The 26,461-nt window shown below is 71.6% G+C and carries 24 protein-coding genes; 14 read left to right on the forward strand and 10 right to left on the reverse strand.

All coding sequences use genetic code 11. The features are described from left to right. Positions 1-35 precede the first annotated feature (35 nt). Entirely contained in the window at positions 36-1,505 is a 1,470-nt protein-coding gene (locus tag ACFCZF_RS21515; protein ID WP_376673003.1) for an MFS transporter, read from the forward strand. Here ACFCZF_RS21515 and ACFCZF_RS21520 read toward each other — a convergent pair. The 7 genes from ACFCZF_RS21520 to ACFCZF_RS21550 form a co-directional block, all read right to left on the reverse strand. After that, a complete protein-coding gene (locus ACFCZF_RS21520; RefSeq protein ID WP_375913143.1) occupies positions 1,467-1,826 on the reverse strand; it encodes an MmcQ/YjbR family DNA-binding protein in 360 nt (119 codons plus the stop codon). The genes ACFCZF_RS21515 and ACFCZF_RS21520 overlap by 39 nt on opposite strands. Then, a complete protein-coding gene (locus tag ACFCZF_RS21525) occupies positions 1,823-3,127 on the reverse strand; it encodes a hemolysin family protein (RefSeq protein WP_375913146.1) in 1,305 nt (434 codons plus the stop codon). The genes ACFCZF_RS21520 and ACFCZF_RS21525 overlap by 4 nt, the downstream gene beginning before the upstream one ends. After that, entirely contained in the window at positions 3,124-3,621 is a 498-nt protein-coding gene (gene ybeY / locus ACFCZF_RS21530; RefSeq protein ID WP_121746951.1) for an rRNA maturation RNase YbeY, read from the reverse strand. The genes ACFCZF_RS21525 and ybeY overlap by 4 nt, the downstream gene beginning before the upstream one ends. A gap of 12 nt (positions 3,622-3,633) precedes the next feature. Next, positions 3,634-4,713: a PhoH family protein gene (locus ACFCZF_RS21535; RefSeq protein ID WP_376673004.1), complete on the reverse strand. Its 1,080-nt coding sequence runs from the start codon at positions 4,711-4,713 to the stop codon at positions 3,634-3,636. Between the two features lie 223 nt (positions 4,714-4,936). Further along, positions 4,937-6,271, reverse strand: a complete 1,335-nt coding sequence (locus tag ACFCZF_RS21540) for a GH1 family beta-glucosidase (protein ID WP_376673005.1) — start codon at positions 6,269-6,271, stop codon at positions 4,937-4,939. A 57-nt stretch (positions 6,272-6,328) separates the two neighbouring features. Then, positions 6,329-6,595: a protealysin inhibitor emfourin gene (locus ACFCZF_RS21545; RefSeq protein ID WP_376673006.1), complete on the reverse strand. Its 267-nt coding sequence runs from the start codon at positions 6,593-6,595 to the stop codon at positions 6,329-6,331. 21 nt (positions 6,596-6,616) lie between these two features. Continuing rightward, entirely contained in the window at positions 6,617-7,687 is a 1,071-nt protein-coding gene (locus ACFCZF_RS21550) for a M4 family metallopeptidase (protein ID WP_376673007.1), read from the reverse strand. A 351-nt stretch (positions 7,688-8,038) separates the two neighbouring features. Here ACFCZF_RS21550 and leuA point away from each other — a divergent pair, with 351 nt between their 5' ends. Both leuA and ACFCZF_RS21560 read left to right on the forward strand, forming a co-directional pair. Then, a complete protein-coding gene (gene leuA, locus ACFCZF_RS21555) occupies positions 8,039-9,760 on the forward strand; it encodes a 2-isopropylmalate synthase (RefSeq protein ID WP_376673008.1) in 1,722 nt (573 codons plus the stop codon). Between the two features lie 184 nt (positions 9,761-9,944). After that, positions 9,945-10,640, forward strand: a complete 696-nt coding sequence (locus ACFCZF_RS21560; RefSeq protein WP_375913166.1) for a TerB family tellurite resistance protein — start codon at positions 9,945-9,947, stop codon at positions 10,638-10,640. On the opposite strand, the gene ACFCZF_RS21565 is transcribed toward ACFCZF_RS21560, so the two are convergent. Further along, positions 10,637-11,221: a GNAT family N-acetyltransferase gene (locus tag ACFCZF_RS21565; protein ID WP_376673009.1), complete on the reverse strand. Its 585-nt coding sequence runs from the start codon at positions 11,219-11,221 to the stop codon at positions 10,637-10,639. The two genes, ACFCZF_RS21560 and ACFCZF_RS21565, sit on opposite strands and share 4 nt — an antisense overlap. 255 nt (positions 11,222-11,476) lie before the next feature. On the opposite strand from ACFCZF_RS21565, the gene ACFCZF_RS21570 reads away from it, so the two are divergent. The 10 genes from ACFCZF_RS21570 (at position 11,477) to ACFCZF_RS21615 (ending at position 23,065) form a co-directional block, all read left to right on the forward strand. Beyond that, complete coding sequence (locus ACFCZF_RS21570; RefSeq protein WP_376673010.1) at positions 11,477-12,250, forward strand: SCO2525 family SAM-dependent methyltransferase; 774 nt, start codon at positions 11,477-11,479, stop codon at positions 12,248-12,250. A gap of 54 nt (positions 12,251-12,304) precedes the next feature. Continuing rightward, positions 12,305-14,149: an SCO2524 family protein gene (locus ACFCZF_RS21575; RefSeq protein ID WP_376673011.1), complete on the forward strand. Its 1,845-nt coding sequence runs from the start codon at positions 12,305-12,307 to the stop codon at positions 14,147-14,149. A 2-nt stretch (positions 14,150-14,151) separates the two neighbouring features. Then, positions 14,152-15,069: an SCO2523 family variant P-loop protein gene (locus ACFCZF_RS21580; RefSeq protein WP_376673037.1), complete on the forward strand. Its 918-nt coding sequence runs from the start codon at positions 14,152-14,154 to the stop codon at positions 15,067-15,069. After that, a complete protein-coding gene (locus ACFCZF_RS21585) occupies positions 15,066-16,031 on the forward strand; it encodes an SCO2522 family protein (RefSeq protein WP_376673012.1) in 966 nt (321 codons plus the stop codon). Before ACFCZF_RS21580 ends, ACFCZF_RS21585 begins: the two co-directional genes overlap by 4 nt. 1 nt (position 16,032) lies before the next feature. Further along, a complete protein-coding gene (locus ACFCZF_RS21590) occupies positions 16,033-17,013 on the forward strand; it encodes an SCO2521 family protein (protein ID WP_376673013.1) in 981 nt (326 codons plus the stop codon). Positions 17,014-17,095: 82 nt separating this feature from the next. Continuing rightward, entirely contained in the window at positions 17,096-18,211 is a 1,116-nt protein-coding gene (locus tag ACFCZF_RS21595) for a hypothetical protein (RefSeq protein WP_376673014.1), read from the forward strand. Positions 18,212-18,376: 165 nt separating this feature from the next. Then, positions 18,377-20,455: an MMPL family transporter gene (locus ACFCZF_RS21600; protein ID WP_376673015.1), complete on the forward strand. Its 2,079-nt coding sequence runs from the start codon at positions 18,377-18,379 to the stop codon at positions 20,453-20,455. Positions 20,456-20,576: 121 nt separating this feature from the next. Further along, positions 20,577-21,794: a sensor histidine kinase gene (locus ACFCZF_RS21605; protein ID WP_376673038.1), complete on the forward strand. Its 1,218-nt coding sequence runs from the start codon at positions 20,577-20,579 to the stop codon at positions 21,792-21,794. Next, positions 21,791-22,459, forward strand: a complete 669-nt coding sequence (locus ACFCZF_RS21610; protein WP_376673016.1) for a response regulator — start codon at positions 21,791-21,793, stop codon at positions 22,457-22,459. Before ACFCZF_RS21605 ends, ACFCZF_RS21610 begins: the two co-directional genes overlap by 4 nt. 21 nt (positions 22,460-22,480) lie before the next feature. Beyond that, positions 22,481-23,065 (forward strand): YdeI family protein, encoded by a 585-nt coding sequence (locus ACFCZF_RS21615; RefSeq protein WP_376673017.1) that lies wholly within the window; start codon positions 22,481-22,483, stop codon positions 23,063-23,065. A gap of 59 nt (positions 23,066-23,124) precedes the next feature. Here ACFCZF_RS21615 and ACFCZF_RS21620 read toward each other — a convergent pair whose 3' ends face one another. Next, on the reverse strand, positions 23,125-24,318 hold the full coding sequence (locus ACFCZF_RS21620; protein ID WP_376673018.1) for an epoxide hydrolase family protein: 1,194 nt from the start codon (positions 24,316-24,318) through the stop codon (positions 23,125-23,127). An 82-nt stretch (positions 24,319-24,400) separates the two neighbouring features. Here ACFCZF_RS21620 and ACFCZF_RS21625 point away from each other — a divergent pair, with 82 nt between their 5' ends. Further along, positions 24,401-24,982, forward strand: coding sequence for a CGNR zinc finger domain-containing protein (locus ACFCZF_RS21625; protein WP_376673019.1), 582 nt, complete (start codon positions 24,401-24,403; stop codon positions 24,980-24,982). Here ACFCZF_RS21625 and ACFCZF_RS21630 read toward each other — a convergent pair. Further along, complete coding sequence (locus ACFCZF_RS21630; RefSeq protein ID WP_376673020.1) at positions 24,970-26,460, reverse strand: alpha/beta hydrolase; 1,491 nt, start codon at positions 26,458-26,460, stop codon at positions 24,970-24,972. The genes ACFCZF_RS21625 and ACFCZF_RS21630 overlap by 13 nt on opposite strands. Position 26,461 lies beyond the last annotated feature (1 nt).

The following is a 26,461-nucleotide window of genomic DNA, read 5'->3' on the forward strand; positions in this document are numbered from 1 at the left end:
CCCAGGCCTATTCCGGGGCCGTCAGGCTCCTCCCCATGGCGATCGACACCCCCTCAACCACCCCGACCACCCCAAAGACATCAACCACCCCACCGTCCGCCGAGCAGGCGGCTCCCCGCCTCTCACCCCGCGACCGGCTGGTCCTGTTCGTGCTCTGCGCGGCCCAGTTCATGGTCGCGCTCGACTTCTCCGTCCTGAACGTCGCCCTGCCCGTCCTCGGCGCGGACCTCGGCATGAGCACCTCCGCCCTCCAGTGGGCGGTCACCGCCTTCGCACTGCCGTCCGGCGGGTTCCTGCTGCTCTTCGGCCGCATGGGCGACCTGTACGGCCGCCGCCGGCTGTTCCTCACCGGCCTCGCGGTCTTCGGCGCCGCCTCGCTGCTGGCCACCTTCGCCTGGGACCCGGCCTCCTTCCTCACCGGACGCGCCCTCCAGGGCCTCGGCGCGGCGGCCATCGTCCCGACCGGCATGTCCCTGCTGACGACGACCTTCCCGGAGGGCCCGGCCCGCGACCGCGCCCTCGGCATCTCCGGCACCCTGCTCTCGCTCGGCTTCACGGTGGGCATGGTGGCCGGCGGGGTGCTGACCGACCTGCTGAGCTGGCGGTCCACCATGGGCCTGCTGGCGCTGTTCGCCCTGATCGTGCTGCCCCTCGCCCCGCGTCTGCTGCCCGAGTCCCGCACCCCCGAACGCCCCCGCCTGGACGTCCCCGGCGCGGTCACCGTCACCGGCGGTCTGCTGTCCCTGATCTACGCCCTGTCGACGGCCGCCGAGCACGGCTTCGGCCGCACCGACGTCCTCGTCACCCTCGTCGCGGGCCTGCTGCTCCTGGCCGCCTTCGTCCTCGTCGAGTCCCGTACCGAGGCCCCGCTCGTCTCGCTGCCGATGCTGCGGCGCCGCACGGTGGCGTGGGGCAACCTGGGCGGGCTGGTCACCTTCTCGATGATGTCGACGGTGGTCTTCGTCCTCACCCTGTACCTCCAGGAGGTTCTGCACCTCTCCGCCTTCGAGACCGGCCTGGTCTTCGGCGTGCAGGGCGTGCTGTCGGTGGTGGCCGGTTCCTACGCCCCCCGCGTCATCGGACGCTTCGGCGCCCGCCGCACCCTGGCCGGCTCGCTCGCCGGGCAGGGCGTGATCGGCCTGTCCCTGCTGGCGCTGGGGGAGGGCGGCTGGTCGGTCGTGCTCGCCACGGCCGCCGTCTCGCTGGCCAGCATGTGCCACCTGGGCGCGATCATCTCCTACGGCCTGACCGTCACCTCCGGCGTCCCCGACGAGGAGCAGGGCCTGGCGACCGGCCTGGTCACCTCCACCCAGCAGGTCGGCATCACCGTCGGCATCCCGCTGCTGGGCGTCCTGGCCACCACGTCCACGGATCTGACGTCCGGCGTCCACACGGTGCTCGTCCTGGACGCGGTGATCGTGCTGGCGGCGGCCGTGCTGGTCGCGTTCGGGCTGCGGGTCGGGCGCTCAGGGACGGTCGAGGCGGAGCCTGTCCGCGCGCGGTAGGCCGGCGACCACCAGGTCGTACGAGTCCTCGACCAGCTCCCGGACGACACGGTCCGGGAGCCCGCCGTCCACCGTGACCGTGTTCCAGTGCCGTTTGCTCATGTGCCAGCCCGGGACGATCAGGCCCGGGTGGTCGGCGCGCAGCCGGATCGCGTCGTCCGGGTCGCACTTCAGGTTGACGGTGAGGGGGCGCCCGTCCAGGAAGGACAGCGCGAACATCTTGCCCAGCACCTTGAAGACCGAGATCTCGGGGCTGAAGGGGAAGTCCTCCACCGAGGCGTTGAAGGACAGACAGAAGTCGCGCAGTTCCCCGGGGGTCATTCCGACACGGCCTCCTCGGCGCGCTTCACCGCGCCCACCGGCTCCACCAGCACCGTCACGATCTTGTTCCGGCGGCCCGCCGCGGCCTCCGCCGTCAGCCGCAGCTCGCGGCCGTCGGGCAGCTCCACGATCGACGAGGCACCGGCGATCGGCACCCGGCCGAGCGCCTTCGCCAGCAGACCGCCCACCGTCTCCACGTCCTCGTCGTCGAACTCCTCCAGGCCGTACAGCTCGCCCAGGTCGCCGATGTCGAGGCGGGCGGTGACCCGGAAGCGGTCCTCGCCCAGCTCCTCGACGGGCGGGAGCTCCCGGTCGTACTCGTCGGTGATCTCGCCGACGATCTCCTCCAGGATGTCCTCGATGGTGACGATGCCCGCCGTGCCGCCGTACTCGTCGATGACGACGGCGACGTGGTTGCGCTCCTTCTGCATCTCGCGCAGCAGGTCACCGGCGTTCTTGGTGTCGGGCACGAAGAACGCGGGCCGCATGGCCGTCGAGACCAGGTCGCTCTCCGCGTCCCGGCTGATGTGCGTCCTGCGGACCAGGTCCTTCAGGTAGACGATGCCGACGATGTCGTCCTCGCTGTCACCGGTCACCGGTATCCGCGAGAAACCGGAGCGCAGGGCGAGGGTGAGGGCCTGCCGGATGGTCTTGTAGCGCTCGATGACGACGAGGTCGGTCCGCGGGACCATGACCTCCCGCACCAGCGTGTCGCCCAGCTCGAACACCGAGTGCACCATGCGGCGCTCCTCGGCCTCGATCAGCGACTCCTTCTCGGCGTAGTCGACCAGCGCGCGCAGCTCCGCCTCGGAGGCGAAGGGGCCGCGGCGGAAGCCCTTGCCGGGGGTGAGGGCGTTGCCGATGAGGATGAGCAGCGACGGGATCGGGCCCATGATCCGGGCCAGCGGCACCAGGACGTACGCCGCCGCGGTCGCCGTGTTCAGCGGGTGCTGGCGTCCGATGGTGCGCGGGGAGACCCCGACGGCGACGTACGAGACGAGCACCATGACCGCGATGGCGATCACCAGCGCCTCGCCGGTGCCGTCGAACTGCTGCAGACAGGCATACGTGACCAGCGCGGCGGCGGCCATCTCGCAGGCGACGCGGACCAGCAGCGCCACGTTCAGATAGCGCGTCGGGTCGGCGGCGACCTTGGCGAGCTTCTCGCCGCCGCGCCGCCCGGACCGTACGGCCTCCTCGGCGCGGAAGCTGGAGACCCTCGCGAGCCCCGCCTCCGCGCACGCGGCGAGCCAGGCGATCACGACCAGGGCGACCGCGCCGGCGATCAGCGGGAGGCTCATGAGACGGTCGGAGCCGGGGACGGGCCGGTCAGGCCCTTCTCCGCACGCCAGCCGTCCACGATGGCGGCCTGCAGACCGAACATCTCGGCCTTCTCGTCCGGCTCCTCGTGGTCGTACCCGAGCAGGTGCAGCACCCCGTGGACGGTGAGCAACTGGAGCTCCTCGTCCATGGAGTGCTGCGTGGGTGCCTCGGTGCCCTGCCTGGTGGCGACCTCCGGGCAGAGCACGATGTCGCCGAGCAGCCCCTGCGGCGGCTCGTCCTCGTCCTTGGCCGGCGGACGCAGCTCGTCCATCGGGAAGGACATGACATCCGTCGGACCCGGCAGGTCCATCCACTGGATGTGGAGCTGCTCCATGGCGTCGGTGTCCACGACGATCACCGAGAGCTCGGAGAGCGGGTGGATGCGCATCCGCGCGAGCGCGTAGCGGGCGATGTCGAGGATCGCCTGCTCGTCGACCTCGGTTCCGGACTCGTTGTTGACGTCGATCGACATGGTCGTGCTGGTCTACTTCCCCTTGGCCTTGGCACCGTGCTTGGGTGCGCGACCGCCGTTGTGGCCGCCGTTCTCGGTGCCGTTCCTGCTGTCGTACTGCTCGTACGCGTCGACGATACGGCCCACCAGCTTGTGCCGGACGACGTCCTGGGACGTCAGCCGGGAGAAGTGGACGTCCTCGACGCCCTCCAGGATGTCCTGCACCTGACGCAGACCGGACTTCGTGCCGCCGGGCAGGTCGACCTGCGTCACGTCACCCGTGATCACGATCTTCGACTCGAAGCCGAGGCGGGTGAGGAACATCTTCATCTGCTCGGGGCTGGTGTTCTGCGCCTCGTCGAGAATGATGAAGGCGTCATTGAGCGTCCTTCCGCGCATGTACGCCAGGGGCGCGACCTCGATCGTCCCCGCCGCCATCAGCCGCGGGATCGAGTCCGGGTCGAGCATGTCGTGCAGCGCGTCGTACAGCGGGCGCAGGTAGGGGTCGATCTTCTCGTAGAGCGTGCCCGGCAGGAAGCCGAGCCGCTCGCCGGCCTCGACCGCCGGGCGGGTCAGGATGATGCGGTTGACCTGCTTGGACTGCAGGGCCTGCACCGCCTTGGCCATCGCCAGGTAGGTCTTGCCGGTGCCCGCGGGGCCGATACCGAAGACGATGGTGTGCTTGTCGATCGCGTCGACGTACCGCTTCTGGTTCAGCGTCTTGGGGCGGATCGTGCGGCCGCGAGAGGACAGGATGTTCTGCGTGAGCACCTCGGCCGGGGTCTCCTGGCCGTCGCTCTCCCCGTTCTCGCTCGCCTTGAGCATGGCGATCGAGCGTTCCACTGCGTCCTCCGTCATCGGCTGCCCCGTGCGGAGCACCAGCATCATCTCGTCGAACACGCGCTGGATGAGGTCGACGTCATGGGTGTCGCCGACCGCGCTGATCTCGTTTCCCCGGACGTGGATGTCGGCCGCCGGGAAGGCCTTCTCGATCACGCGCAGGAGGGAGTCGCCGGATCCCAGCACGGTCACCATGGGGTGCTGGGCGGGGACGGTGAACTGTGCTCTCGCCTGCCCCTGCGCGGGGGTGTGAGCTGTGGGTGTCTGAGTCATGGGCCGGCGCTCGAGGCCTGCAAGTCCTCCTCTGCGGCGTGCGCCGCGTGACTGGCGTGTCTGATGTCTCCAGCGTACGACTCCCCACCGACAGCGCCGAGGCCTTTTATCCGACCGGTGCCCGGCGTACCGCCCGCGTTCACCCCACGCCCCGGATGCGGCCCGTCGCCACTGCCGTCGAACACCGTCCCCACCCCGTCTGATCACCCTGCGTGACCAGACGTCACCCGTGCCGGTCACGCTGAGCCCGCAGCACCTCCCGGAACCAGCCGTACGACGCCTTGGGCGTGCGCCGCTGGGTGTCGAAGTCGACGTGCACCAGCCCGAACCGGCGCGCGTACCCCTCGGCCCACTCGAAGTTGTCCAGCAGCGACCACACGAAGTAGCCGCGCACGTCCACGCCCGCCTCCAGCGCACGGTGCAGGGCGCGGACGTGCCCGTCGAGGTAGGTGATGCGGTCCTGGTCGTCGAGCCCCTCGTAGGAGCAGCCGTTCTCCGTGATGACGACGGGCGGGAGCCGGTCGCCGTAGCGGTCGCGGAAGCCGGTGAGCAGCTCGGTGAGCCCCTCGGGGACGACGGGCCAGCCGAAGTCGGTCAGCGGCCGGCCCTCGATCCCGCGCACCGAGAAGGGCAGTTCCGCGGGGAGCGCCAGCCCCCCGAACTCGATCTCCGCACCCTGCGGGGCACCCACCCTCGTCGGCGCGTAGTAGTTCACGCCGTACCAGTCCAGCGGCTCGGCGATGATCTCCAGGTCCGCCCGCACGTCCCCCGGCATCAGCTCCCCGATGCCGTCCGGGTAGCGCCCGGTCAGGACGGGGTCGGCGAACAGCCGGTTCAAGAGGACGTCGTAGAACTCGGCCGCCTCCCGGTCGGCCGGGTCGTCCGATGCCGGCCAGGTCGGACCGTGCGAGTTGGCGATCCCGATGTCGGCGGCGCCACACGCGCGCAGGGCCCGTACCGCCAGGCCGTGCGCGAGCAGCTGGTGGTGGGCCGGCGGCAGCGCGTCGAACAGCAGCTTCCGGCCGGGGGCGTGCGCGCCGAGGGCGTGGCCCAGCAGGGTGTGCTCGGCTGGCTCGTTGAGGGTGATCCACTTGCCGACGCGGTCGCCGAGCCGGTCCGCGACCACCGACACGTACTCCGCGAAACGCGACGCCGTGTCCCGTTCCAGCCAGTCCAGGCCCGCCGGCAGGTCCCAGTGGAAGAGCGTCGGCACCGGCCGGACGCCCGCCGCGCACAGCTCGTCGACCAGCCGGTCGTAGAAGCCGAGGCCGCCGGGGGAGTCCACCCGCGGCCAGGAGACCGAGAAGCGGTACGCGTCCACGCCCAGGTCCGCCAGCAGCGCCACGTCCTCGCGGTAGCGGTGGTAGTGGTCGCAGGCCACCGCCGCCGTCGAGCCGTCCTTCACCCGCCCCGGCTCGGACGTGAAGACGTCCCACACGGACGGTCCCCGCAGCTCGGCCGCGCCCTCGATCTGGTGCGCCGAGGTCGACACGCCCCACAGGAAGCCGTCCGGGAACCGGGGTACCGGGTTCGTCGCCATGCGCGCCTCAGTCGCCATGCGCGGATCATCCGTACCGCCGGTAAGGGAAGTCAACGCCCGTGCACGCCAAGGGCGTTACGCACCCTCCTTCAGTACCCGCGAGATCAGCCTCCGCTGCTCGTCCGTCAGCCGGGGATCGGCGGCGTACACCGTCTTCCCGTCCACGGTGATCTGGTAGCTGAACCCGTCCGGCACCCCGACGGGCGGCGTGCCCCGGCCGTCGGCGGCCGCCCGCTCGGCCAGGGCGTGCCAATCGGCCGCGTCGGGGCGTCCCGCGGTGTCGACCTCCGCGTGGCGTTCGATGCCCGCGAAGCCTCCTGTGCGCCTCACCTGAATCCGCATGGGTCCGTGTCTAGTACGGAACTAGAGCGTGCGCACCCCGACCTGCTCCCAGGCCTTGCGCACCGCCTCCAGCTCCTCGGCGTCGCCGTAGCGCTCCCGGGCGGCCTTCACCGTCAGCGTCGCGAAGTCCGCGAACAGCGCGTCCTGCGCCAGCTCGCCGCCGGTCAGCACGTCGTACCAGACCAGTCCCGCCCGCTCCCAGGCGTGCCCGCCGAGCGCCGTGGCGACCAGGTAGAAGGCGTGGTTGGGGATGCCGGAGTTGATGTGGACGCCGCCGTTGTCGCGGCCGGTGCGCACGAAGTCGTCCATCGTCGCGGGCTGCGGGTCCTTGCCGAGGACGTCGTCGTCGTACGCCGTGCCCGGCGCCTTCATGGAGCGCAGCGCCACTCCCGTCACGCGCGGGGCGAGCAGCCCGGCGCCGATCAGCCAATCGGCCTCGGCGGCGGTCTGGCCGAGCGAGTACTGCTTGATGAGGGCGCCGAGGACGTCGGAGACCGACTCGTTGAGGGCGCCCGGCTGGCCGTAGTAGGTCAGGTTGGCGGTGTGCTGGGTGACGCCGTGGGTCAGCTCGTGGCCGATCACGTCGAGGGGGATGGTGAAGTCGAGGAAGATCTCCCCGTCCCCGTCGCCGAAGACCATCTGCTCGCCGTTCCAGAAGGCGTTGTTGTACTCGCGGTCGTAGTGCACGGTGGCGTCCAGCGGCAGCCCGCCGCCGTCGATGGAGTTGCGCCCGTACACCTTGAGGAAGTGCTCGAAAGTCGCTCCCAGGGCCGCGTAGGCGCGGTTCACGGTGGCGTCCTTGCCGGGCTCCTCGCCCTCCCCGCGCACCTTCTTGCCCGGCAGGTCGGTGCCGTGCCGGGCGTCGAAGATCGTGCGCTGCGGCTTCCCGGTCTCGGCGTCGGCGCGCGGGGCGACGGTGGGGGCGCCGATCACCGTGGTCAGCTGGCGGTGGGTGCGCTCGAAGGCGTCGCGCTGGAGGGTCCGGCGGGCGGGACCGGCGAGCACGGGGTCCTCGTGCTGGGCGAGCTTGTCGAGGACGTGGGGCGGCACGATGGTGCAGAAGACGGGCTCGAAGCCCCCGTATGTCGTCATGTCCGGCACCCTTGCACTGCGTGATGTGACTGTCACCATTCGCCACCACGATTGGTGAAAAGCGACGCCAAGACGGCCCCGTGGCGGGTCGCGAGTGGTATACGGCACTTTTTGTCCCGGTTCCCTCCGTGGTCCCGCATACTGATACGGACCCACGCGCGCGGCGTGACTCGGCTAAGGTGCTGGGCATCATGCGTTTCGGGCTGCTTCTCCTTAGCTGCCGCGGCGAGGGCCTGTAGAGGCCGACTCCCTCCCCGCGGAGCTTGGTGGTGCCGTCGGCCGTCCTTCCGGAACACGCGGACGTCGCGGACGTCGCGCACACCGCGGACATCACGAGGAGCCCACGCCATCATGGCCAACCGCCAGCAGCCCACTTCCATGCCGACCGCCAAGTACCGCGGGTACGAGCAGGTCGACATCCCCGACCGCACCTGGCCGGACCGGCGCGTCACCACCGCCCCCCGCTGGCTCTCCACCGACCTGCGCGACGGCAACCAGGCGCTGATCGACCCCATGTCGCCCGCCCGCAAGCGCGCGATGTTCGACCTGCTGGTCAAGATGGGCTACAAGGAGATCGAGGTCGGCTTCCCGGCCTCCGGCCAGACCGACTTCGACTTCGTACGGTCGATCATCGAGGACCCGGACGCCATCCCGGACGACGTGACGATCTCCGTACTGACCCAGGCCCGCGAGGACCTGATCGAGCGCACGGTGGAGTCCCTGAAGGGCGCCAGGCGGGCCACCGTCCACCTGTACAACGCCACCGCCCCCGTCTTCCGCCGCGTCGTCTTCCGCGGCTCCAGGGACGACATCAAGCAGATCGCCGTCGACGGCACCCGCCTGGTCATGGAGTACGCGGAGAAGCTGCTGGACCCCGAGACGGAGTTCGGCTACCAGTACAGCCCCGAGATCTTCACCGACACCGAGCTGGACTTCGCGCTGGAGGTCTGCGAGGCGGTGATGGACACCTACCAGCCGGGACCCGGCCGCGAGATCATCCTCAACCTGCCCGCCACCGTGGAGCGTTCCACCCCCTCCACCCACGCGGACCGCTTCGAGTGGATGGGCCGCAAGCTCTCCCGCCGCGAGTACGTCTGCCTGTCCGTCCACCCGCACAACGACCGCGGTACGGCGGTGGCGGCGGCCGAACTGGCGGTCATGGCCGGCGCGGACCGCGTCGAGGGCTGCCTGTTCGGGCAGGGCGAGCGCACCGGCAACGTCGACCTGGTCACCCTGGGCATGAACCTGTTCTCCCAGGGCGTCGACCCGCAGATCGACTTCTCCGACATCGACGAGATCCGTCGCACGTGGGAGTACTGCAACCAGATGGACGTCCACCCGCGCCACCCGTACGTGGGCGACCTGGTCTACACGTCCTTCTCCGGCTCCCACCAGGACGCCATCAAGAAGGGCTTCGACGCCATGGAGGCCGACGCGACCGCCAAGGGCGTGTCCGTCGACGACATCGAGTGGGCCGTCCCCTACCTGCCGATCGACCCCAAGGACGTCGGCCGCTCCTACGAGGCGGTCATCCGCGTCAACTCGCAGTCCGGCAAGGGCGGCATCGCCTACGTCCTGAAGAACGACCACAAGCTGGACCTGCCGCGCCGGATGCAGATCGAGTTCTCCAAGCTGATCCAGGCCAAGACGGACGCCGAGGGCGGCGAGATCACGCCCACCGCCATCTGGGACGTCTTCCAGGACGAGTACCTGCCCAACCCGGACAACCCCTGGGGCCGCATCCAGGTCGCCAACGGCCAGACCACGACCGACCGCGACGGCATCGACACCCTCACCGTCGACGCCACGGTCGACGGCGCGGAGACCACCCTGGTCGGCACCGGCAACGGCCCGATCTCGGCGTTCTTCCACGCGCTGCAGGGCGTCGGCATCGACGTACGGCTGCTCGACTACCAGGAGCACACGATGAGCGAGGGCGCCTCCGCGCTGGCCGCCTCCTACATCGAGTGCGCCATCGGCGACAAGGTGCTGTGGGGCATCGGAATCGACGCGAACACCACGCGCGCCTCGCTGAAGGCGGTCGTCTCCGCCGTCAACCGCGCAACTCGCTGACCAGCCGAATCGGCGGTTTGAGGCCCCGCTCGCCGGAAGACGGCGGGCGGGGCCCCGTCGTATACCGGCCATCTCCGTGTGCAGGTCACGGAAAGGTCTCGTCCTGGGTACTGACTCCACGTCGGTGATGTGGCTAACATCACGCCAGCGCGACGATGCTGTCGCGCGGTTACGGAGGTGCGACGTGCTGCCTGGACGGGGACGAAACGGCCGAGCTGCCCGGCTGCCGCGCATCCTGGGCACACGCACCGCGTGGACACCCGTCGGCGACGGCGAGTTCTTCTGCCCCGGCTGCGGAGGCGACCGCAACTACCAGCGGCTCACCGGCCGCCGCCGCTTCACCATGCTCGGCGTGCCCGTGCTGCCGCGCGGAGAGTCCGCGCCGACCGTCGAGTGCGCGGCCTGCCGCCGCCACTACGGCACCGACGTCCTCGACCACCCGACCACCACCCGCTTCTCCGCGATGCTCCGCGACGCCGTCCACACCGTCGCCCTCGCCGTCCTGGCCGCGGGCGGCACCTGCTCCCGTACGTCGCTGGAGACGGCGGCCGTCGCGGTGCGCGCGGCCGGCTTCGAGGACTGCACCGAGGACCAGCTGAACGCGCTGGTCGAAGCGCTGGAGGCGGATACCGGCCGGGTCCACGGGGAGCCCTGTGTACCCGGCCTGGCCATAGAGCTGCACGAGGCGCTGGACCCGCTGGCCCCGCACCTCGCCGCCGTCGGCCGCGAGTCGATCCTCCTCCAGGGTGCCCGCATCGCTCTGGCGGACGGCCCCTACACCCCCGCCGAACGCGACGCCCTGGCGACGGTCGGCGCGGCCCTGACCATCTGCTCCGACGACGTGACCCGCCTCCTGGAATCGGCGGGCACGCCCTCCTAGCCGCCCTGGCCCTCGCCCCCCTGGCCCTGGCCGCCCTGGCCCCGGCCCCCCGGCAGATCCAGGCGCAGGATCTGGCGGTCCATCCCCGGGCCGAAGTAGTCCCGGCGCAGGCCCGCGTCGGGTTCCTCCGGGTGGAAGCCCAGGGAGCGGTAGAGCAGGATGGCGGCGAGGTTGGCCGGTTCCACGGTGAGGCGGACCACCCCTATGCCGTCCCGGCGCAGCCGGGTCAGGACCTCCGTCATCAGCTCCCGGCCCAGCCCGTGCCGGCGCCGGTCCTGGGTGACGCACAGGCCGAGTATCCAGCTGTCCCCGCCGAGCGCCCTGGTGGCGGCCAGTACGTAACCGCGCAACCGGCCCGTGCCGTCGTCGAGTACCAGGAAGTGTTCCTCGTACATGTCGAAGAGCTGGCGCAGCAGGAAGCCGGGATAGGCGACCTCCTGGAAGACCTCCTCGTCGAGCCGCCGCAGTTCGGGCAGGTCGGACTCCCGCGCCGTCCGCAGAACCAGTGGCGGTGCGTACGGATCCGGCCTCGTGAGCTGTTCGTGGCGGTCCAAGGAGCGTTCCAGCGGTTCGGCGGTCATGCCACCCCCAGTCAGGACGTGCGGACGTCAACTCGACGACACCGGAACCGTTCACGAAGGAATGAGCCGTCATGTGGCGGCCGGTGACACCTTCTGGCTAGAGTGAGCTTCCAACTTGTCCCGTGCAAGGGCGAGTTCGGGTGTGCGACGATGCGCCGGACGTGCGCCCGGCGGAAGAGGACTGGCGTGTTCCCGGCTGTCTCGACATGTCCTGGTGGCTTACCGTGCACGACACTGGGGCTTGTCCGGAATCGAATGGAACGCGGCAGGGTGACTATGGACCGCAATGCCGACGCACCTTGGTCGAAGTTCGATCCAGAGGTGTACGTCGACAACAACTACCGGACACCACTCGAAGTCGATCTGCTGATCGTCCGGTTGATGCGTGACTATTTCAGCCGCTGTTTCTCCGGGAGCGTCCCGGATTCGGTGCGGGGCGTCGACGTCGGTGCCGGTGCGAATCTCTATCCCGCGCTCTCCATGCTGCCGTGGTGCGAGAAGACGCTGCTGCTGGAATACGCCCGCCCGAACGTCGAATACCTGGAGAAGCAGGTCTCCCCGGGCGGATACGACACCGCGTGGGACGCGTTCTGGGAGGTGCTGCGCGAGTCGCCCGCCTACGCCGCCGTCGAACCGAGGAGCCGCGTCAGCGAGATCGTCCGGGTGGAGCGCGGCAACCTCTTCGACCTGGAGCACGGAGACCGGCGCTGGGACATCGGGACGATGTTCTTCGTCGCCGACTCGATGTCCGAGTGCCCCGACGAGTTCCACCGCGGAGTGCGGTGCTTCATGAACGCGCTCGGTGAAGGCGCGCCGTTCGCCGCCGCGTTCATGAAGGAGTCGGTCGGCTACCGCGTCGGCGAACACGACTACCCGGCCTACCGGGTGAACGAGAGCCGGGTCAGGGAGAGCCTGGAACCGTTCACCCAAGAGCTGGAGATCCACGATCTGCACCACATGGTGCGGCCGGGACACGAGGGAATGATCCTCGCCCTGGGGCGGCGCGATTCGGAGGTTGCCGCCCCCTAGGAACGGGGACCATGCTGAACACAGGGCAACGAGATCTGTACGAGGGGTGCGGGGATGCAGATCAAGCCACGCCAGCACATGCTGGAGATCTGGCAGGCCATGGCCCGTCATTCGTTCGACGACGGGAAACTGCTGTGGGGCGACACCGACGGGCTGAGCAGCGTCGCGGACGCCGAACGCCTGCTGTGCCTGCTCTATCCGGCCACCGAGGTCCCCGCCTTCCGGCTCGACCAGCCGGACACCACCGAACGTGACGTCCTGCGCGCCCTCGACCGGATCGGCAGCCGGCTGGAGATCCCGCCCAACCTGATCACCGCGCTGACCCAGTTCATGCGCACCCACACCGGGACGGACGACAGCCCCACCTTCTCCGGCGGCCACTACTTCCGGCCCGCCGAACCCGACGGCCGGATCACCCACGAGCAGGGCCAGTTGGGCGTGGTCGACTCCTACTCCATGTCCGTCACGCTCTGCCTCGCCACCCTCGGATTCCTCAAGGTCTACGAGGGCACCACCACCCGCCCCGAGGTGCGCAAGGCGATCACCGAGCTGAGAGAGGCCACGAACGCCCGGCTGACCGCCGCCATGGTCAGCCTGCTGCGCTCCTTCACCGTCAACGTCTTCGACGCCGAGTCCGAGCAGGGCAAGCGGCTGATCCAGGTCGTCGGACAGGGCAGACAGTCCGACCGGGCCGTCCTCCAGCAGTTCTCCCGCAAGTTACGCCCCCTGCGCGCCACCATCATCGAGAGCCTCAGCCGCGGCATCGAGGTCGACGAGGGCATCCGCGACGAGAGCCAGCTCTTCGAATGCGGCTGGGCCTGGGGCGTCGTGCAGGACGCCCCGGAGATCTCCGACCTGAGCGTCCCGGTCCCCGGCCAGCCCGCCGGCATCGCCGACCGGCTGCCCTACGTGTACTTCACCGTCGTCGCCCTCGACGGTATCCAGGACCTCTTCTCCGACCGCACCCTCACCCTCGGCCTGCTCGACGCCGACCAGCAGAAACTCGCCGAGGCACTGCGGCTGCGCTGGGAACTCAGCCAGCAGTACTGGTCCGCGATCGCCCGCTTCGGCACCGAACGCTGGCCCCTGGAGGACCTGCCCTGGCAGACCACCGGCCTGCGCCTGGAGTCCGAGTACTTCTCCCTGACCGTCGCGGCCATCCTCGTCCACGACCTGGTCCGCCGGAAGGCGACCGACGACGACCTCACCCGCACCGTCGCCATCATGGAGCGCCTCGCCGACCGCGGCCGGGTCACCAGCCGGATGACCAAGGAGGACACCACCATCCGGCTGCACAACCCCGGCGTCACCATGCCGCTCGCCGGGTCCGAACGCTCCGGCGGGCTCCTCCTGTGGCGGATGACCGACTTCTCCGCCCAGCTCCTCAAGCGGATCATCCAACTCGCCGAACTCTCCCGGAACATCGGCGCGCAGGACCGGCTGCTGCGCCTCGCCGAGCAGTCCTTCGAGCACCTGTGGTCGCGGCGGATCGACGACGAGGACGGCGCCGGCCTCTGGGACAACGTCCGGGCCGTCTACCCCGACGCGCACGACGTCGGACTGCGCATGTCCTGGAGCATCACCGAGCGCGTCACCGAATGCCTCGTCGCCGCCCGCAACCTGTACGAGCAGCAGCCGATCCGCAGTCCCGAACTCGCCGAACTCGCCCGCGAACTGCTCAGCGAGGCCACCCACCTGTTCGGCAAGGAGCAGCTGGAGGCATCGGCGGCCGCCGACGGCAGCAGAGCCCGCGCCATGCGCAGCATCGAGAGCCGCCTCGACCACGCCCGCGGCCTCGTCGACGACCGGCCCGCCACCGCCTTCGCCCTGGCCCTGCCCGTGCTCCAGGAACTCGACACCCTGGCCCAGGCCAGGGGCGCCGCCGCGCAGGAGGTGTGAGTGTGCTCGTCTTCGCCGCCTCCGACAAAGGAGGCACGGGGCGCTCGGTGACCAGCGCCAATCTGGCGTACCAGCGCGCCCTCACCGGCGACCACGTGGCGTACGTCGACTTCGACTTCGGCTCGCCCACCGCGGCCGCCGTCTTCGACGTGCCCGGCGCCATGCGCGGCACCGAGGAACGCGGCCTGCACTCCTACCTGGAGGGCGAGGTCGCCGAACCGGCCAGGATCGACGTCTGGCGGCAGACCGAGCACCCCCTGCTGCGCGCCCGCCCCAACCAGTCCGGCCGCCTCGTCCTGCTCCCCGGCGACGCGGGCGGCGGCGAGTTCGCCACCGGCGAGGAGACCCTGGAGCGGTGCGTCGACCTGCTGCTGCGGCTCAACGGCGAGTTCGACGTCACCGTCGTCGACCTCAGCGCCGGCCGCAGCTACGCCGTCGACATGGTCCTCGCGGCCACCGCCCACCCCCGGATGCGCAACGTCCCCTTCCGCTGGCTGGTCTTCCACCGCTGGACCCGGCAGCACGTCATCGCCGCCTCCGGGCTCGTCCACGCCGACCACGGCATCATCGGCGGCGGCGTCGAGCGCGGGCACGACGAGGAGAACCTGCGGGCCGCGATCCGCTTCGTGCGGGCCGCCGTACCCGACCCCGAGTCGCCGCTGTGGTCCCAGGGCTCGCCCGCCCAGGCCGCCTGGATGCAGGCCTGCGACGAGGCGCTGCGCCGGCTCGCCGCCGAGCACCGCATCGGCGACAGCGTCGTCCTCGGCGTCGTACCGCTGGAACCCATACTCCAGTGGCGCGAGCAGCTGATCACCGAAGAAGACGTGCTCTCCACCCAGATCGCCAACAAGGAAACCCTGGAGGCGCTGGAGGAGATCGCCCGGCGCCTGACGGACGACTCGCACTGGGGGCGGCCATGACGGACGCGGTGTTCCGCGAGACCGCCGCCGAGGCACGCACCCAGTCGCTGCCGCTGGCCCACCTCTCCCTGGAGCTGGGCCACCTCTACATGGAGGACTTCGAGGCCGGACCCGAGCGCCTGCGCCGGCACTTCACCGAAGTACGCCCCTGGGTCGACGCGGCCCGCACCGCCGCCACCGCCCGGGCCGGCGGCAGACGCGCCCGCATCAGCACCTGCTTCCTCGTCGACGACTACTTCACCCGCTTCTCCACCCCCGCCGAAGTCGTCCCCATGCTCCTCGCGGAGGCCGAGCGGGCCGGGCTGAGCATCGACTACCTGGCCCGCGAGTCCGGCTGCGCCACCACCGGCAAGGTGCCCGTCGCCGAGGCGGTGGCCGGCCGCATCGTCGAGTCGCCGCCGCCCGGCAGCTACGGCCTGCGCCCGCCCGCCGCGCAGACCGGCTGGCTGGCCAACGGCGAACGCAGCCCCGCCGCCCGCGCCCCACAGGCCATGAAGCGCGCCGCCGCCTGGCAGCCGCCCCGGGAGACCGCCGCCCGCCGCCACTCCGTCTTCCTCGACGTCGAGCTGTGGAGCGACGACGCCGACGGGCACCGCACCTGGTCCTGCCCCTTCCTCGCCGCCGTGTGGCAGCTCGCCCGCCTCGGACTGCTGCGCGACGAGGGCGAGGCCGTACTCGTCCCCCAGCCGCACACCGCCACCGGCTTCCCCGACGACTGGGACGAACTTCCCTCCCTGCTCCGCCTCAACGCCCGCGCGGACCCCTTCTCCGCCTACCGCACCTGCTCGGTCCTGCCCACCCGCTTCCTCCCCGTCGAGCACGCCGTCCGCGTGATCCTCGACCAGATCGAAGTCGACCCCGGGGCCCTGGACCAGGTCGCCGAACGCTCCGGCCGCGAACGCACACCCGTCCCCGACTCGGTCGCCGACCGCGTCTCCTACGTCTACTACTCGGGGCCCTGACATGCCGCCGGGGGAGAGCACACCGCGCGCCGTACTCGTCTGCGGCGAGGTCCGCACCTGCCTGCTGCCCGCCCGGCAGGCCCTCGACATCCGCTCCGCCGCCCAACTCCTAGCCCTGCGCGCCGACGAACGCGTCCTGCTCTCCGAGCGCCCGGGCCTCTACGCGCGTTCCCCCGACACCCTCACCGGCGTCGACTGCCCGCTGCCCAGCGCCAACGGCGCCCGGATCCGCGCGGTCGGCACCGTCGCCGCACACGCCGCGCTCACCGAGGGGCGCGTCCTGCAGACCTCCGCCCACTTCCGGCTCCCCGCCACCGGACCCGACCAGCGGCGGCCGTGGGGCGAGTACCTGGTACGCCCCGGCGTGGTCGAACCCCTCGGGAAGCTCCCCCACGAGGCGGTCGCGCAGGGCGTGCTCGGCGGCGGACGGCACGGCGACCTCGACGTCGGGCTGATCGCCGACGGACTGCTCACCCGGCTGCTGCGCCACGCCCTGCTCGACCAGCGCCCGCCCTTCAGGTCCCGGCCCACCCGGCTGCGCTGGGTGGCCCTGCCCGCGGGCCCGGGCGACGGCCCGTCCATCGAACGGTTCACCCTCGCCGAGGACGAACTGCGCACCGTACGCCTGCGCGTGCCCGAGGACACCGCCGGCGCCGACCTCGCCGCACTCTGCGACGACCTCGCCCTGCACGACTGGCTGCTCACCACCGTCGTCCGCATGCTCGACGGCATCCGCCTCGGCGGCTCGGCCGCGCAGGACGCCACCGCCGTCGTCAGGGCGCTGCGTCCGGCCGTCGACCACCTGCTGCACCTGTGGATGCCCCGGGCCAGGGTCGCCAAGGAACTGGCCCCGCTGTGGGACCCGCTGGAGGAGCGGCCAGGCTTCAGCCGGCAGTGGCAGGCCCTGGTGCAGCGCATCCGCGACCAGCTCACCCTCCAGGCCATTCCCGCGCCCCACCGGGAGGTGGAATCGGTCCCCTGACCGGGCGCCGACACCTCCCACGCACATCCCCGCACCCCGTCCGCCCCGATCCGACGCGTATCCCAACGGGGGGAGAAGCGAGATGAGCACGGCACAGTCACCCCAATCCGACGACACGGCCCGCACCCCGGGCCCGGCCGACCTGAGGGGGGAGTCCCCATGGGCGCGCATGCTGCTGGTCGCCCTGGTCGTCGGCGCCCTCTTCTGGAGCGTCATCGCGCTGCTGAGTCCACAGGACGGCACGCTGCGGCAGTTCGTGGCCGCCGTGCTCTGCGCCGGTGCCGCACTGCTGGTCCAGTACCTCCTCGGCCTGGCCCCACGCCCGGGACACATCCGTCTGGAGGAGCACACCCGCCGGGTGGAGAGCGCCCTCGCCGAGAACACCGCCGCCGTACGAGAGGGCCTGAACCGCTACGACGACGAGCTGAAGACCGGCCTGACCCGGCACACCGAGGACGTGAAACAGCTGGTCGAGACCCACGTCACGCAGGTGGACCACCGGCCCTCCGAGCCCTACCCCCAGCTGGACCGCGCCCGCATCGACAGCGTGCCCGACCTGGCCAAGGGCTTCGCCGACGTACTGCTGCCGGAACCCTCGATCCTGCACACCTTCGTCCACCTGGAGATGGCGCGGGTGGTCGGCCACATGGCGGACCTCACCAACCAGAGCGCCGAGTGCCCCGGCGAGAACCACGACTGGATGCTCACCCTCACCCGCGCCGCCGAGCAGTCCATCTGCGCCACCAGCACGTCGGTCGACCGGGAGTTCTGGAACAGCGAGCCCGCCGGCCGCTACCTCGACGCCCAGCAGGCGGCGATCGACGAGCAGGGCGTGTCGGTGCGCCGGCTGTTCCTGCTGGAGAGCGCGCGCGAGCTCGACGACCGGCTGCTGCGGCTGTGCGAGGAGCAGGAACTGCGGCGCATCGACGTACGCGTCGCCGTCCTGCCCGAACTGCCCCCGCACCTCCAGCGCGGCACCACCAACGACTTCATCCTCTACGACGAGGAGGTGTCGTTCGAGATCGAGCAGGACCTGCGCGACGTCAACGTCCGCACCCGGCTCACCGCGCGCCAGGACTACGTACGGGACCGGCTGAAGCGCTTCAGGGAACTCTGGGACGCGGGCATGGGCCTGCGGGAGCTGGAGGTGCGGGTCGACGCGGAGGAGGACGGCAACTGGATGGTCGACCGGGCCTGACCCCCGGCCCTCGGGTACGTCCCGGGTACTCCCCGGGGAGTAACGACAGCCCCGCGTCACCCCGGGCAGTAGCCGCCGACTCGCCCTCACGCCCGACGCGTCGGCGGCCCGCCGCCGGAAGTCTGGAGACCTACCCAGACATCCGACCGGAGGGAGGCCCGCCAGATGGGGGCCGTAAGGACAAGTGGGGGGCGACGGCGGGCCGTGCCCTGGCTGGTGCTCGGGCTGTGGATCGCCGTACTCGCGATCGCCTCGCCGTTCGCGTCGAAACTCTCGGACGTGCAGCGCGACCGCGCCGTCGACTACCTGCCGGCGAGCGCCGACTCGACCCGGGTCGCGAAGATCCAGGACCGGCTGCCGGGCGGCGAGGCCACCGAGATGGTCGTCGTCTACCACCGCGACGCCGGACTGACCGCCGCCGACAAGGCCACCGCCGCCGACCAGATCGCCGAGATCGCGGGCGCGCACCGGCTGACCGACCGCCCGGCCGGTATCCCGTCGAAGGACGGCAGCACCCTCATGTACCCGGTCGCCAGCACCGAGCCCGGCCAGGACGAGGAGGCCCGCGACGAACTGGTCAACTCCGTACGGGACGTGGCGCAGGGCGGCGACGGGCTGAGCGTCGAGGTCGGCGGCGCGGGCGCGTTCGCCACCGACGCCGCCGAGGTCTACAACTCCCTCGGCGGCCCGCTGCTGTACACCACCGCCGCCGTCGTCGCCCTCCTCCTGATCCTCATCTACCGCAGCCCGTTCCTGTGGCTGGTCCCGCTCGCCGTCGCCGGAATCGCCGACTACCTCTCCATGGGCGTCGCCTACGGCCTCAACCAGTGGTTCGGCACCTCGGTCTCCGGCCAGAGCAGCGGCATCATGACCATCCTCGTCTTCGGCGTCGGCACCGACTACGCGCTGCTGCTGATCTCCCGCTACCGCGAGGAACTGCGCCGCGTCGAACGCCCCTACGACGCCATGCTCGCCGCCCTGCGCGGCTGCGGCCCCGCCGTGCTCGCCTCCTCCGGAACCGTCGCCGCCGGACTGCTGTGCCTGCTCGCCGCCGACCTCAACTCCAGCCGGGGCATGGGCCCGCTCGGCACCGTCGGCGTGCTGTGCGCGCTGGCCGCCATGCTGACCCTGCTGCCCGCGCTCCTGGTCCTGCTCGGGCGCCGCGTCTTCTGGCCGCTCGTACCCCGCTACGGCAGCACGCCCAAGGCCCGCAGGTCGCTGTTCACCGCGATGGGCAGCTCCGCCGAACGCCGGCCCCGGGCCGTCCTCGTCGGCGGCGCCGTACTCCTCGGCGCACTCGCCCTCGGCTCGTTCAACCTGCCCGGCTCCCTCAAGCAGGAGGACTCCTTCACCACCAGGCCCGAGGCCATCGCCGCCATGGAGACCCTCGCCGCCGCCTACCCGGAGCGCGGCACCCAGCCCATCACCGTCATCGCCCCCACCGACCGCGCCGACGCCGCCCTCGCCGAGGCCCGCGACACCCGCGGCGTCAAGAGCGCCGAGAAGGGTCGCAGTGGCGACGGCTGGACCGAGCTGACCGTACTGGCCTCCGCCCCGCCCCAGTCGGCGGCCGAGACCGCCACCATCGAGTCCTTGCGCGACACGCTCGACGGCTCCTACGTCGGCGGCCCCAGCGCCCAGCAGATCGACCTGGAGGACACCAACGCCCGGGACACCGCCATCGTCGTCCCGATCGTGCTGCTGTCGGTCCTGCTGATCCTCGTGGTGCTGCTGCGCTCGCTGGTCGCGCCGCTGATCCTGGTCGCCGCCGTCGTCGCCGTGTGGGGCGCCGCCCTCGGCATCGGCGGACTCGTCTTCGGGCCCCTCTTCGGCTTCGAGGGCACCGACCCGGGCCTGGGCCTGCTGTCCTTCGTCTTCCTGGTGGCACTGGGCGTCGACTACGGCATCTTCCTCATGCACCGCATGCGCGAGGAGTCCCTGCACGGCGCCGAACCCACGCGGGCCGCGCTCACCGCGCTGCGCACCACCGGCGGCGTCATCGCCTCCGCCGGGCTCGTCCTCGCGGCCACCTTCGCGGTGCTCACCAACATGCCGATGGTGCAACTCGTCGAGCTGGGCTTCGTCATCGCCGTCGGCGTCCTCCTCGACACCTTCCTCGTCCGCACCTACCTGGTGACCAGCGCGAGCGTCGCCCTGCGCCGCCGGGTGTGGTGGCCGGGCCGGCTGTCCCGGGTACCCGAGGAGCCGGTGCCGGCGGGGGAGCGGGAGACCGTCGGTGTCTGAGGTGCCCGACGACCGGAGTGCGCCCCTCCCCTCCCGGAGGGGCGCGTCCGTCGCGGAGGATGGGCGCGTGCAGGCAACCACTCCTCCGTCGGCCTCCCGGCCCCGCGTCGGCGAGCGGATCATGGCCGCCATCAACCGCGCCCCGTCGGCCGCCCCGCACGCCGACCGCAACGACACCGTCCTCGCCGCGGTCCTCTTCACCGCGGCGGCCTGCATCGCGCTGCTCACCGACGAGGGCCGCCGGCCCGACGCGGTGGGCTGGGCACTGCTCCTCGCCGGCCACGTGCCGCTGGCCCGGCGCAGGCACCGTCCCCTGCTGGTCCTCTGCCTGGTGGCCGTACCGGTCGCCGCCTTCCACACCCTCGACCACAACCACTCCGCGCCGGTGCCCGCGACGATGGTCGCGCTCTACACGATCGCGTCGACCGGCACCGTACGCCGCACCCTGGCCGTCGGCGCCGCCGTCATCGGCCTGGGCCTGACCATGAACGCGCTCACCAACCCCGAGGGCATGGGCGAGCTGCTCCGGATCACCGGCTGGGTCGTCGCCGTCCTGTTCTGCGGCATCGACGTCCGCTACTACCGCCAGTACGTCGCCTCCATCGTCGAACGCGCCGAGCGCGCCGAACGCACCCGCGAGGAGGAGGCCCGGCGCCGCGTCGCCGAGGAGCGCCTGCGGGTCGCCCGGGACCTGCACGACCTGCTCGCGCACAGCATCACCCTCATCGGCGTGCAGACCTCGGTCGCCGCCCACGTCCTGACCGCCGACCCCGAGCGTCTGGACCGGGCCGCCGTCGCCAAGGCCCTCGACGACATCGCCGAGACCTGCCGGAGCGCGCGCGGTGAACTGCGGACCACGCTGGAGGTACTGCGGGAGCAGGACGCCCCCGACGCCCGCGGCCCACTGCCCGGCCTGCACGGCCTGCCCGACCTGGCCGAGGCCGCGCGGCTCGCCGGAGCGCGGGTGGACCTGTCGGTACGCGCCGACGACGTCCCGCCCGCGGTCGGTGCCGCCGCCTATCGCATCGTGCAGGAGGCGCTGACCAACGCCGTACGGCACGCGGGGCCGGAACCGTCCGTCCGTGTCGAGGTGCACGCCGAGCGGGGCGCCCTGCGCCTGGCCGTGACCGACGACGGCACTGGGCCCGACCCCGACGGCATCCCCGGCTTCGGCCTCGTCGGCATGCGCGAACGGGCCCGCAGCGTGGGTGGCACACTCGACGCCGGGCCGCGGGGCGGCGGCGTCGGCTTCGAGGTGACGGCCGTACTGCCGACTCCCGCGCCACCCCCGGTCCCCGCCGCACCCCTGACGACCGTGACCCCGGAGAGAGACGGATGACCATACGAGTGCTGCTCGCGGACGACCAGAACCTCGTCCGTGCCGCGTTCGCCCTGCTCGTCGCGTCGGCCCCCGACATGGAGGTCGTCGGCGAGGCGGGCACCGGCCGCCAGGCCGTGGAACTGGCCCGCGCCGAACGCGCCGACCTCGTCGTCATGGACGTCCGCATGCCCGACCTGGACGGCATCGAGGCGACCCGGCTCATCGCGGCCGACGAGGACCTCGCGGGCGTGAAGGTGCTGGTGCTGACCACATACGACACCGACGAGAACATCGTGGAAGCGCTCCGCGCGGGCGCCTCCGGATTCCTGGTCAAGGACACCAGGCCCGCCGAACTCCTCGACGCCATCCGCACGGTGACGGCGGGCGACGCGCTCCTGTCGCCCGGCCCGACGGCACGGCTGATCGAGCGCTTCCTGCGCAGCCCCTCGACGCCGGTGCCGGGCGGCGGCGGCCCCGGCTGCCTCTCGGACCGGGAGCGCCAGGTGCTCACCCTGGTCGCCCGTGGCCTCAACAACACGGAGATCGCCGACTCCCTGGGCCTGAGCCCACTCACCGCGAAGACCCACGTCAGCCGCATCATGGGGAAGCTGGGGGCGCGGGACCGGGCGCAACTGGTCATCGTGGGCTACGAATCGGGGCTGGTGACGCCGGGGGCCCGCTAGGGCCGGGCTAGCCTGACCCGCATGGAGACGTTCAACGGGGTGGAGGTCGTCGCGTTCCCGGACGCCGCGGCCTTCGAGGAGTGGCTGGGCGAGCACCACACCCGCGGTGAGGGCGTGTGGGTCAAGGTCGCGAAGAAGGCGTCCGGGATCGCGTCGGTCACCGATGACGAACTGGTCGACGTGGGACTGTGCTGGGGCTGGATCTCCGGGCAGCGCCGGGGCCTGGACGACCGGTACTACCTTCAGAAGTACGGGCCACGGCGACCGAGGAGCATGTGGTCACGGGTGAACGTCGAGAAGGTCGCGGCGCTGGCGGGGGCGGGCCGGATGCGGGAGCCCGGCCTCGCCGAGGTCCGCCGGGCCCAGGAGGACGGCCGCTGGGACCGCGCGTACGCGTCGCAGGCGACGGCCGTCGTCCCGGACGACCTCGCCGCGGCGCTCGCCGCGAACCCGGCGGCGCGTGCGGCCTTCGACGCGCTCGACCGGACATCCCGCTACCTCGTGATGCTCCCGCTGCTCCAGGCGGCGACGCCGGGGACCCGGCGGACGCGGCTGGAGCGGGCGGTACGGGACCTGGGGCAGCGGCGGCAGCCGGGCGACGGGTGACCGTCCCGGTCGGGGCACGGCACCAGGAAGCCCCGCGCCAGGGCGTCCCGTCGGCGACGTCATGACCGGCTGCCGCCGGCGGCCAGCACCGCCGCGAGGCCCTCTCGCAGATCCTTGACGAAGTACTCGGGGACCTCCAGCGACGGGAAATGTCCCCCGGCCTCGGGCGTCCCCCATCGGACGATGTGCCTGAACCGCTCCTGCGCCCAGGGGCGCGGGCACTTCTCGATGTCGCGGGGGTACACGCTGATGGCCGACGGAACGTCGACCCGGAGTCCGGGGTCGAGCGAGTCGTGGCTCTCGTAGTAGATGCGGGCTGCCGAGGCGCCGGTCCGTGTCAGCCAGTACAGGGTGACGTCGTCGAGAACGCGGTCCATGGAGATCGTCTCGAACGGGCTGTCCTCGGTGTCCGTCCACTCGTAGAACTTGTCGAGGATCCAGGCGAGCAGCCCGACCGGTGAGTCGACGAGCGCGTAGCCGATGGTCTGCGGCCGGGCCGCCTGCTGCTTCGCGTACGCCGCGCGGTGGTCCCAGAAATCGCTGGTCGCCTCGGTCCATTCGCGCTCGGCCGCCGACAGCCCGTCCGTCGTCAACCCGGGCGGCGCCTGCGCGGTCACTGTGTGGATGCCGAGAACCCGCTCCGGGAACCTGCCGCCGAGGATCGTGGTGATCACACCTCCCCAGTCGCCGCCGTGGGCCACGAACTTGTCGTAGCCGAGCCTTCCCATCAGTTCCACCCAGGCGGCCGCGATCCTCCCGGTTCCCCATCCGGTGGTGGTCGGCTTGTCGCTGTAACCGAAGCCGGGCAGCGACGGGGCTACGACGTGGAACGCCGGTGCGTCCGCGTCCTCCGGATCCGCCAGTTCGTCCACTACGTGGGCGAACTCGGCAACGCTGCCCGGCCAGCCATGGGTCAGGAGCAGCGGGGTGGCATCCGCGCGAGCGGACCGGCGGTGCAGGAAATGGATTCCCAGACCGTCGACGGTCGTGCGGAACTGCCCGATCCGGTTGAGCCGCGCTTCGAACGACCGCCAGTCGTATCCGGTGCGCCAGTAGTTCACGACGTCCACGAGGTCGGCGAGAGGAACGCCCTGCCCCCATCGCTGAGGACCGGGCGCGGCGCGGTGGACCGTCTCGGCCTCCGGCAGCCGTGCCGCGGCCAGTCGTGCGCGCAGGTCGTCGAGGTCACTGTCGCTCGCGTGGGCTTCGAATGCCCGCACGTCTGCTTGCACGTCGCTGGTTCGGCGATTCATGAGACCTCCTGGCCATCGGGGAACCGGCTAAGACGGTTCTAGTGGATCCCGATGCCGGCGCGCAACCGGCTAAGGTGGTTCCATGCGTGATCAGTTCCCCGACTTCCGGCTCGGCAAGGTGCTGGCGACCAGCTTCACGGCGACCCTGACGGAGCGTCGCGGCGACGCCGTGGAACGCATTCCCACGCCGAACCGGCTCGTCGACTGGCTGGCGGTGAGCGGCCTCGCCGTGGAGTCCTGCACCACCGCCCAGCTCGAACGCGCTCGGGAGCTGAGGGAGGCGATTCACGCCGCCGCGACAGCGGCCGCCCGCCGCGACCCTCTCCCCGTGTCCGCTGTCCAGGTCATCAATGACTGCAGCACGCGGAGTCGGGCCGCGGCCGTCCTGACGCCCGAGGGCGCTCGGCAATGGCGACTTGGCTCGGCCTCCTCCGTGGAGGACGCCCTGGGGGTCATCGCCGCCGACGCGATCAGCATCATCGCAGGCGAACGAGACGGGAAACTGGCCTTGTGCGCCTCGCCGACCTGCCAGGCGGCCTTCTTCGACACCAGCCAGAGCCGCACCCGCAGATGGTGCGAGATGAACACGTGCGGCAATCGTCAGAAGAAGGCACGCTTCAACGCCCACAGGCTCGAGAACCCGGTATCGGGTCAGTCGCAGTAGGTGTCCGCGGCCGGCCGCTGTCCGGTCGCCAGGAAACGGGAGACGGTGCGGTCGCCGCAGGCGTTGCCGTTGGCCAGATAGGCGTCGTGGCCGGTGGAGTTCACGGTGACCATGACCGCCCGCCGGCCGAGCGCCTCCCGCATTTTCAGAGCCCCGCTGAGCGGGGTGGCGACGTCCCGCTCGTTCTGGACGAGCAGGATGTTGGACGGCCCCCGGTCGTTGATCCGCACCGGCGCCTCACGCGGCGGGTACGGCCAGGCGGCGCACAGCATCGCGTTGCGAGGCATGCCGGCGGTGAGCGGGAACTTGTCGCGGCTCACGGCAACGTCCTGCTGGTACACCGTGGCGGACTTCGGCCAGGCGACGTCGTTGCAGAGCGTCCCGGCGCCCACGGCGGCGACGTTCTGCAGCACGGCCTCGGGCGGCGCCTCCGGCGCGGGCGGCACGGTGCCCTTCCGCGCGGCCAGCATCAGCTTGGCGAGCGTCGGATAGCGGCTGGGGCGGTAGAGGCCGTCCAGCATCGCCTGGCGCAGCACGTTGCCGTTCAGCTCCTCCGGGTTGGCGCCGGGCCAGGGGATCGGCTCGCGGTCGAGCCGGGCGGCGAGCCGCAGGAACATCGGCCGTACGTCGGCGGCCCTGCGCGCCACGCGGTCGGGGTTGCCCGGCTTCGACGCCCAGGCGGCGAAGTGCGGGAAGGTGTCCTCCACGCCCTGCTCGTGCCCGGCCAGCCAGGCGCGGGAGACGCGGGTGGGGTCGGGGTCGTCGACGCTGTCCAGCACGATGCGGTCGGTGCGGTGCGGGAAGAGCTGCGCGTACACCGCGCCGACGTACGTCCCGTACGAGACACCCCAGGCGGAGATCTTCCGCTCGCCGAGCGCGGCCCGGAGGCGGTCGATGTCGCGGGCCTCGTTGGCGGTGCTGAGGTGCCGGATCAGCTCACCGCCGTTGCGGGCGCAGGCGTCGGCCATGCGCCGTGCGGTGACCATGTTCCCGTCCACCGAGCCGTCGGCGGCGGGCCAGGGGCGGAGCTTGGAGGTGGCGAGGTCGCCGTACTCCAGCCCGCAGCCGACGGAGGCGGACGGGGCGAGGCCACGCGGCGCGAACCCGATGAGGTCGTAGGTGTCACGGACGCTCTGGGGCAGCTTCTGCCCCTTTCCCGAAGGGTCGTTGAGGCTGGAGCCGCCCGGTCCGCCGGCGATTAGCAGGAGCGCGCCGCGCCGGGCGTCCGGGTTCTCGCTCGGGATGCGCGAGACGGCGATGTCGATGAGAGGGCTGTCGGGGTCGGCGTAGTCCATGGGGACCTGGAGGGTGGCGCACTGCTGACGGGGGTCGGCGGCGGTGCCCTCGCAGGCGGTCCAGGTGAGGGGCTCGGCCGGGCCCGCCGTGGCGGAGGCGTTCACGGGTGCGGTGATGCCGAGGAGGGCGGTGGACACGCCGACGATGGCGGCGTTGCGGATGGTTCGCGTGCGCTGCGTCATG

The sequence above is a fragment of the Streptomyces sp. NPDC056296 genome (assembly GCF_042268605.1).
Lineage (GTDB): Bacteria > Actinomycetota > Actinomycetes > Streptomycetales > Streptomycetaceae > Streptomyces.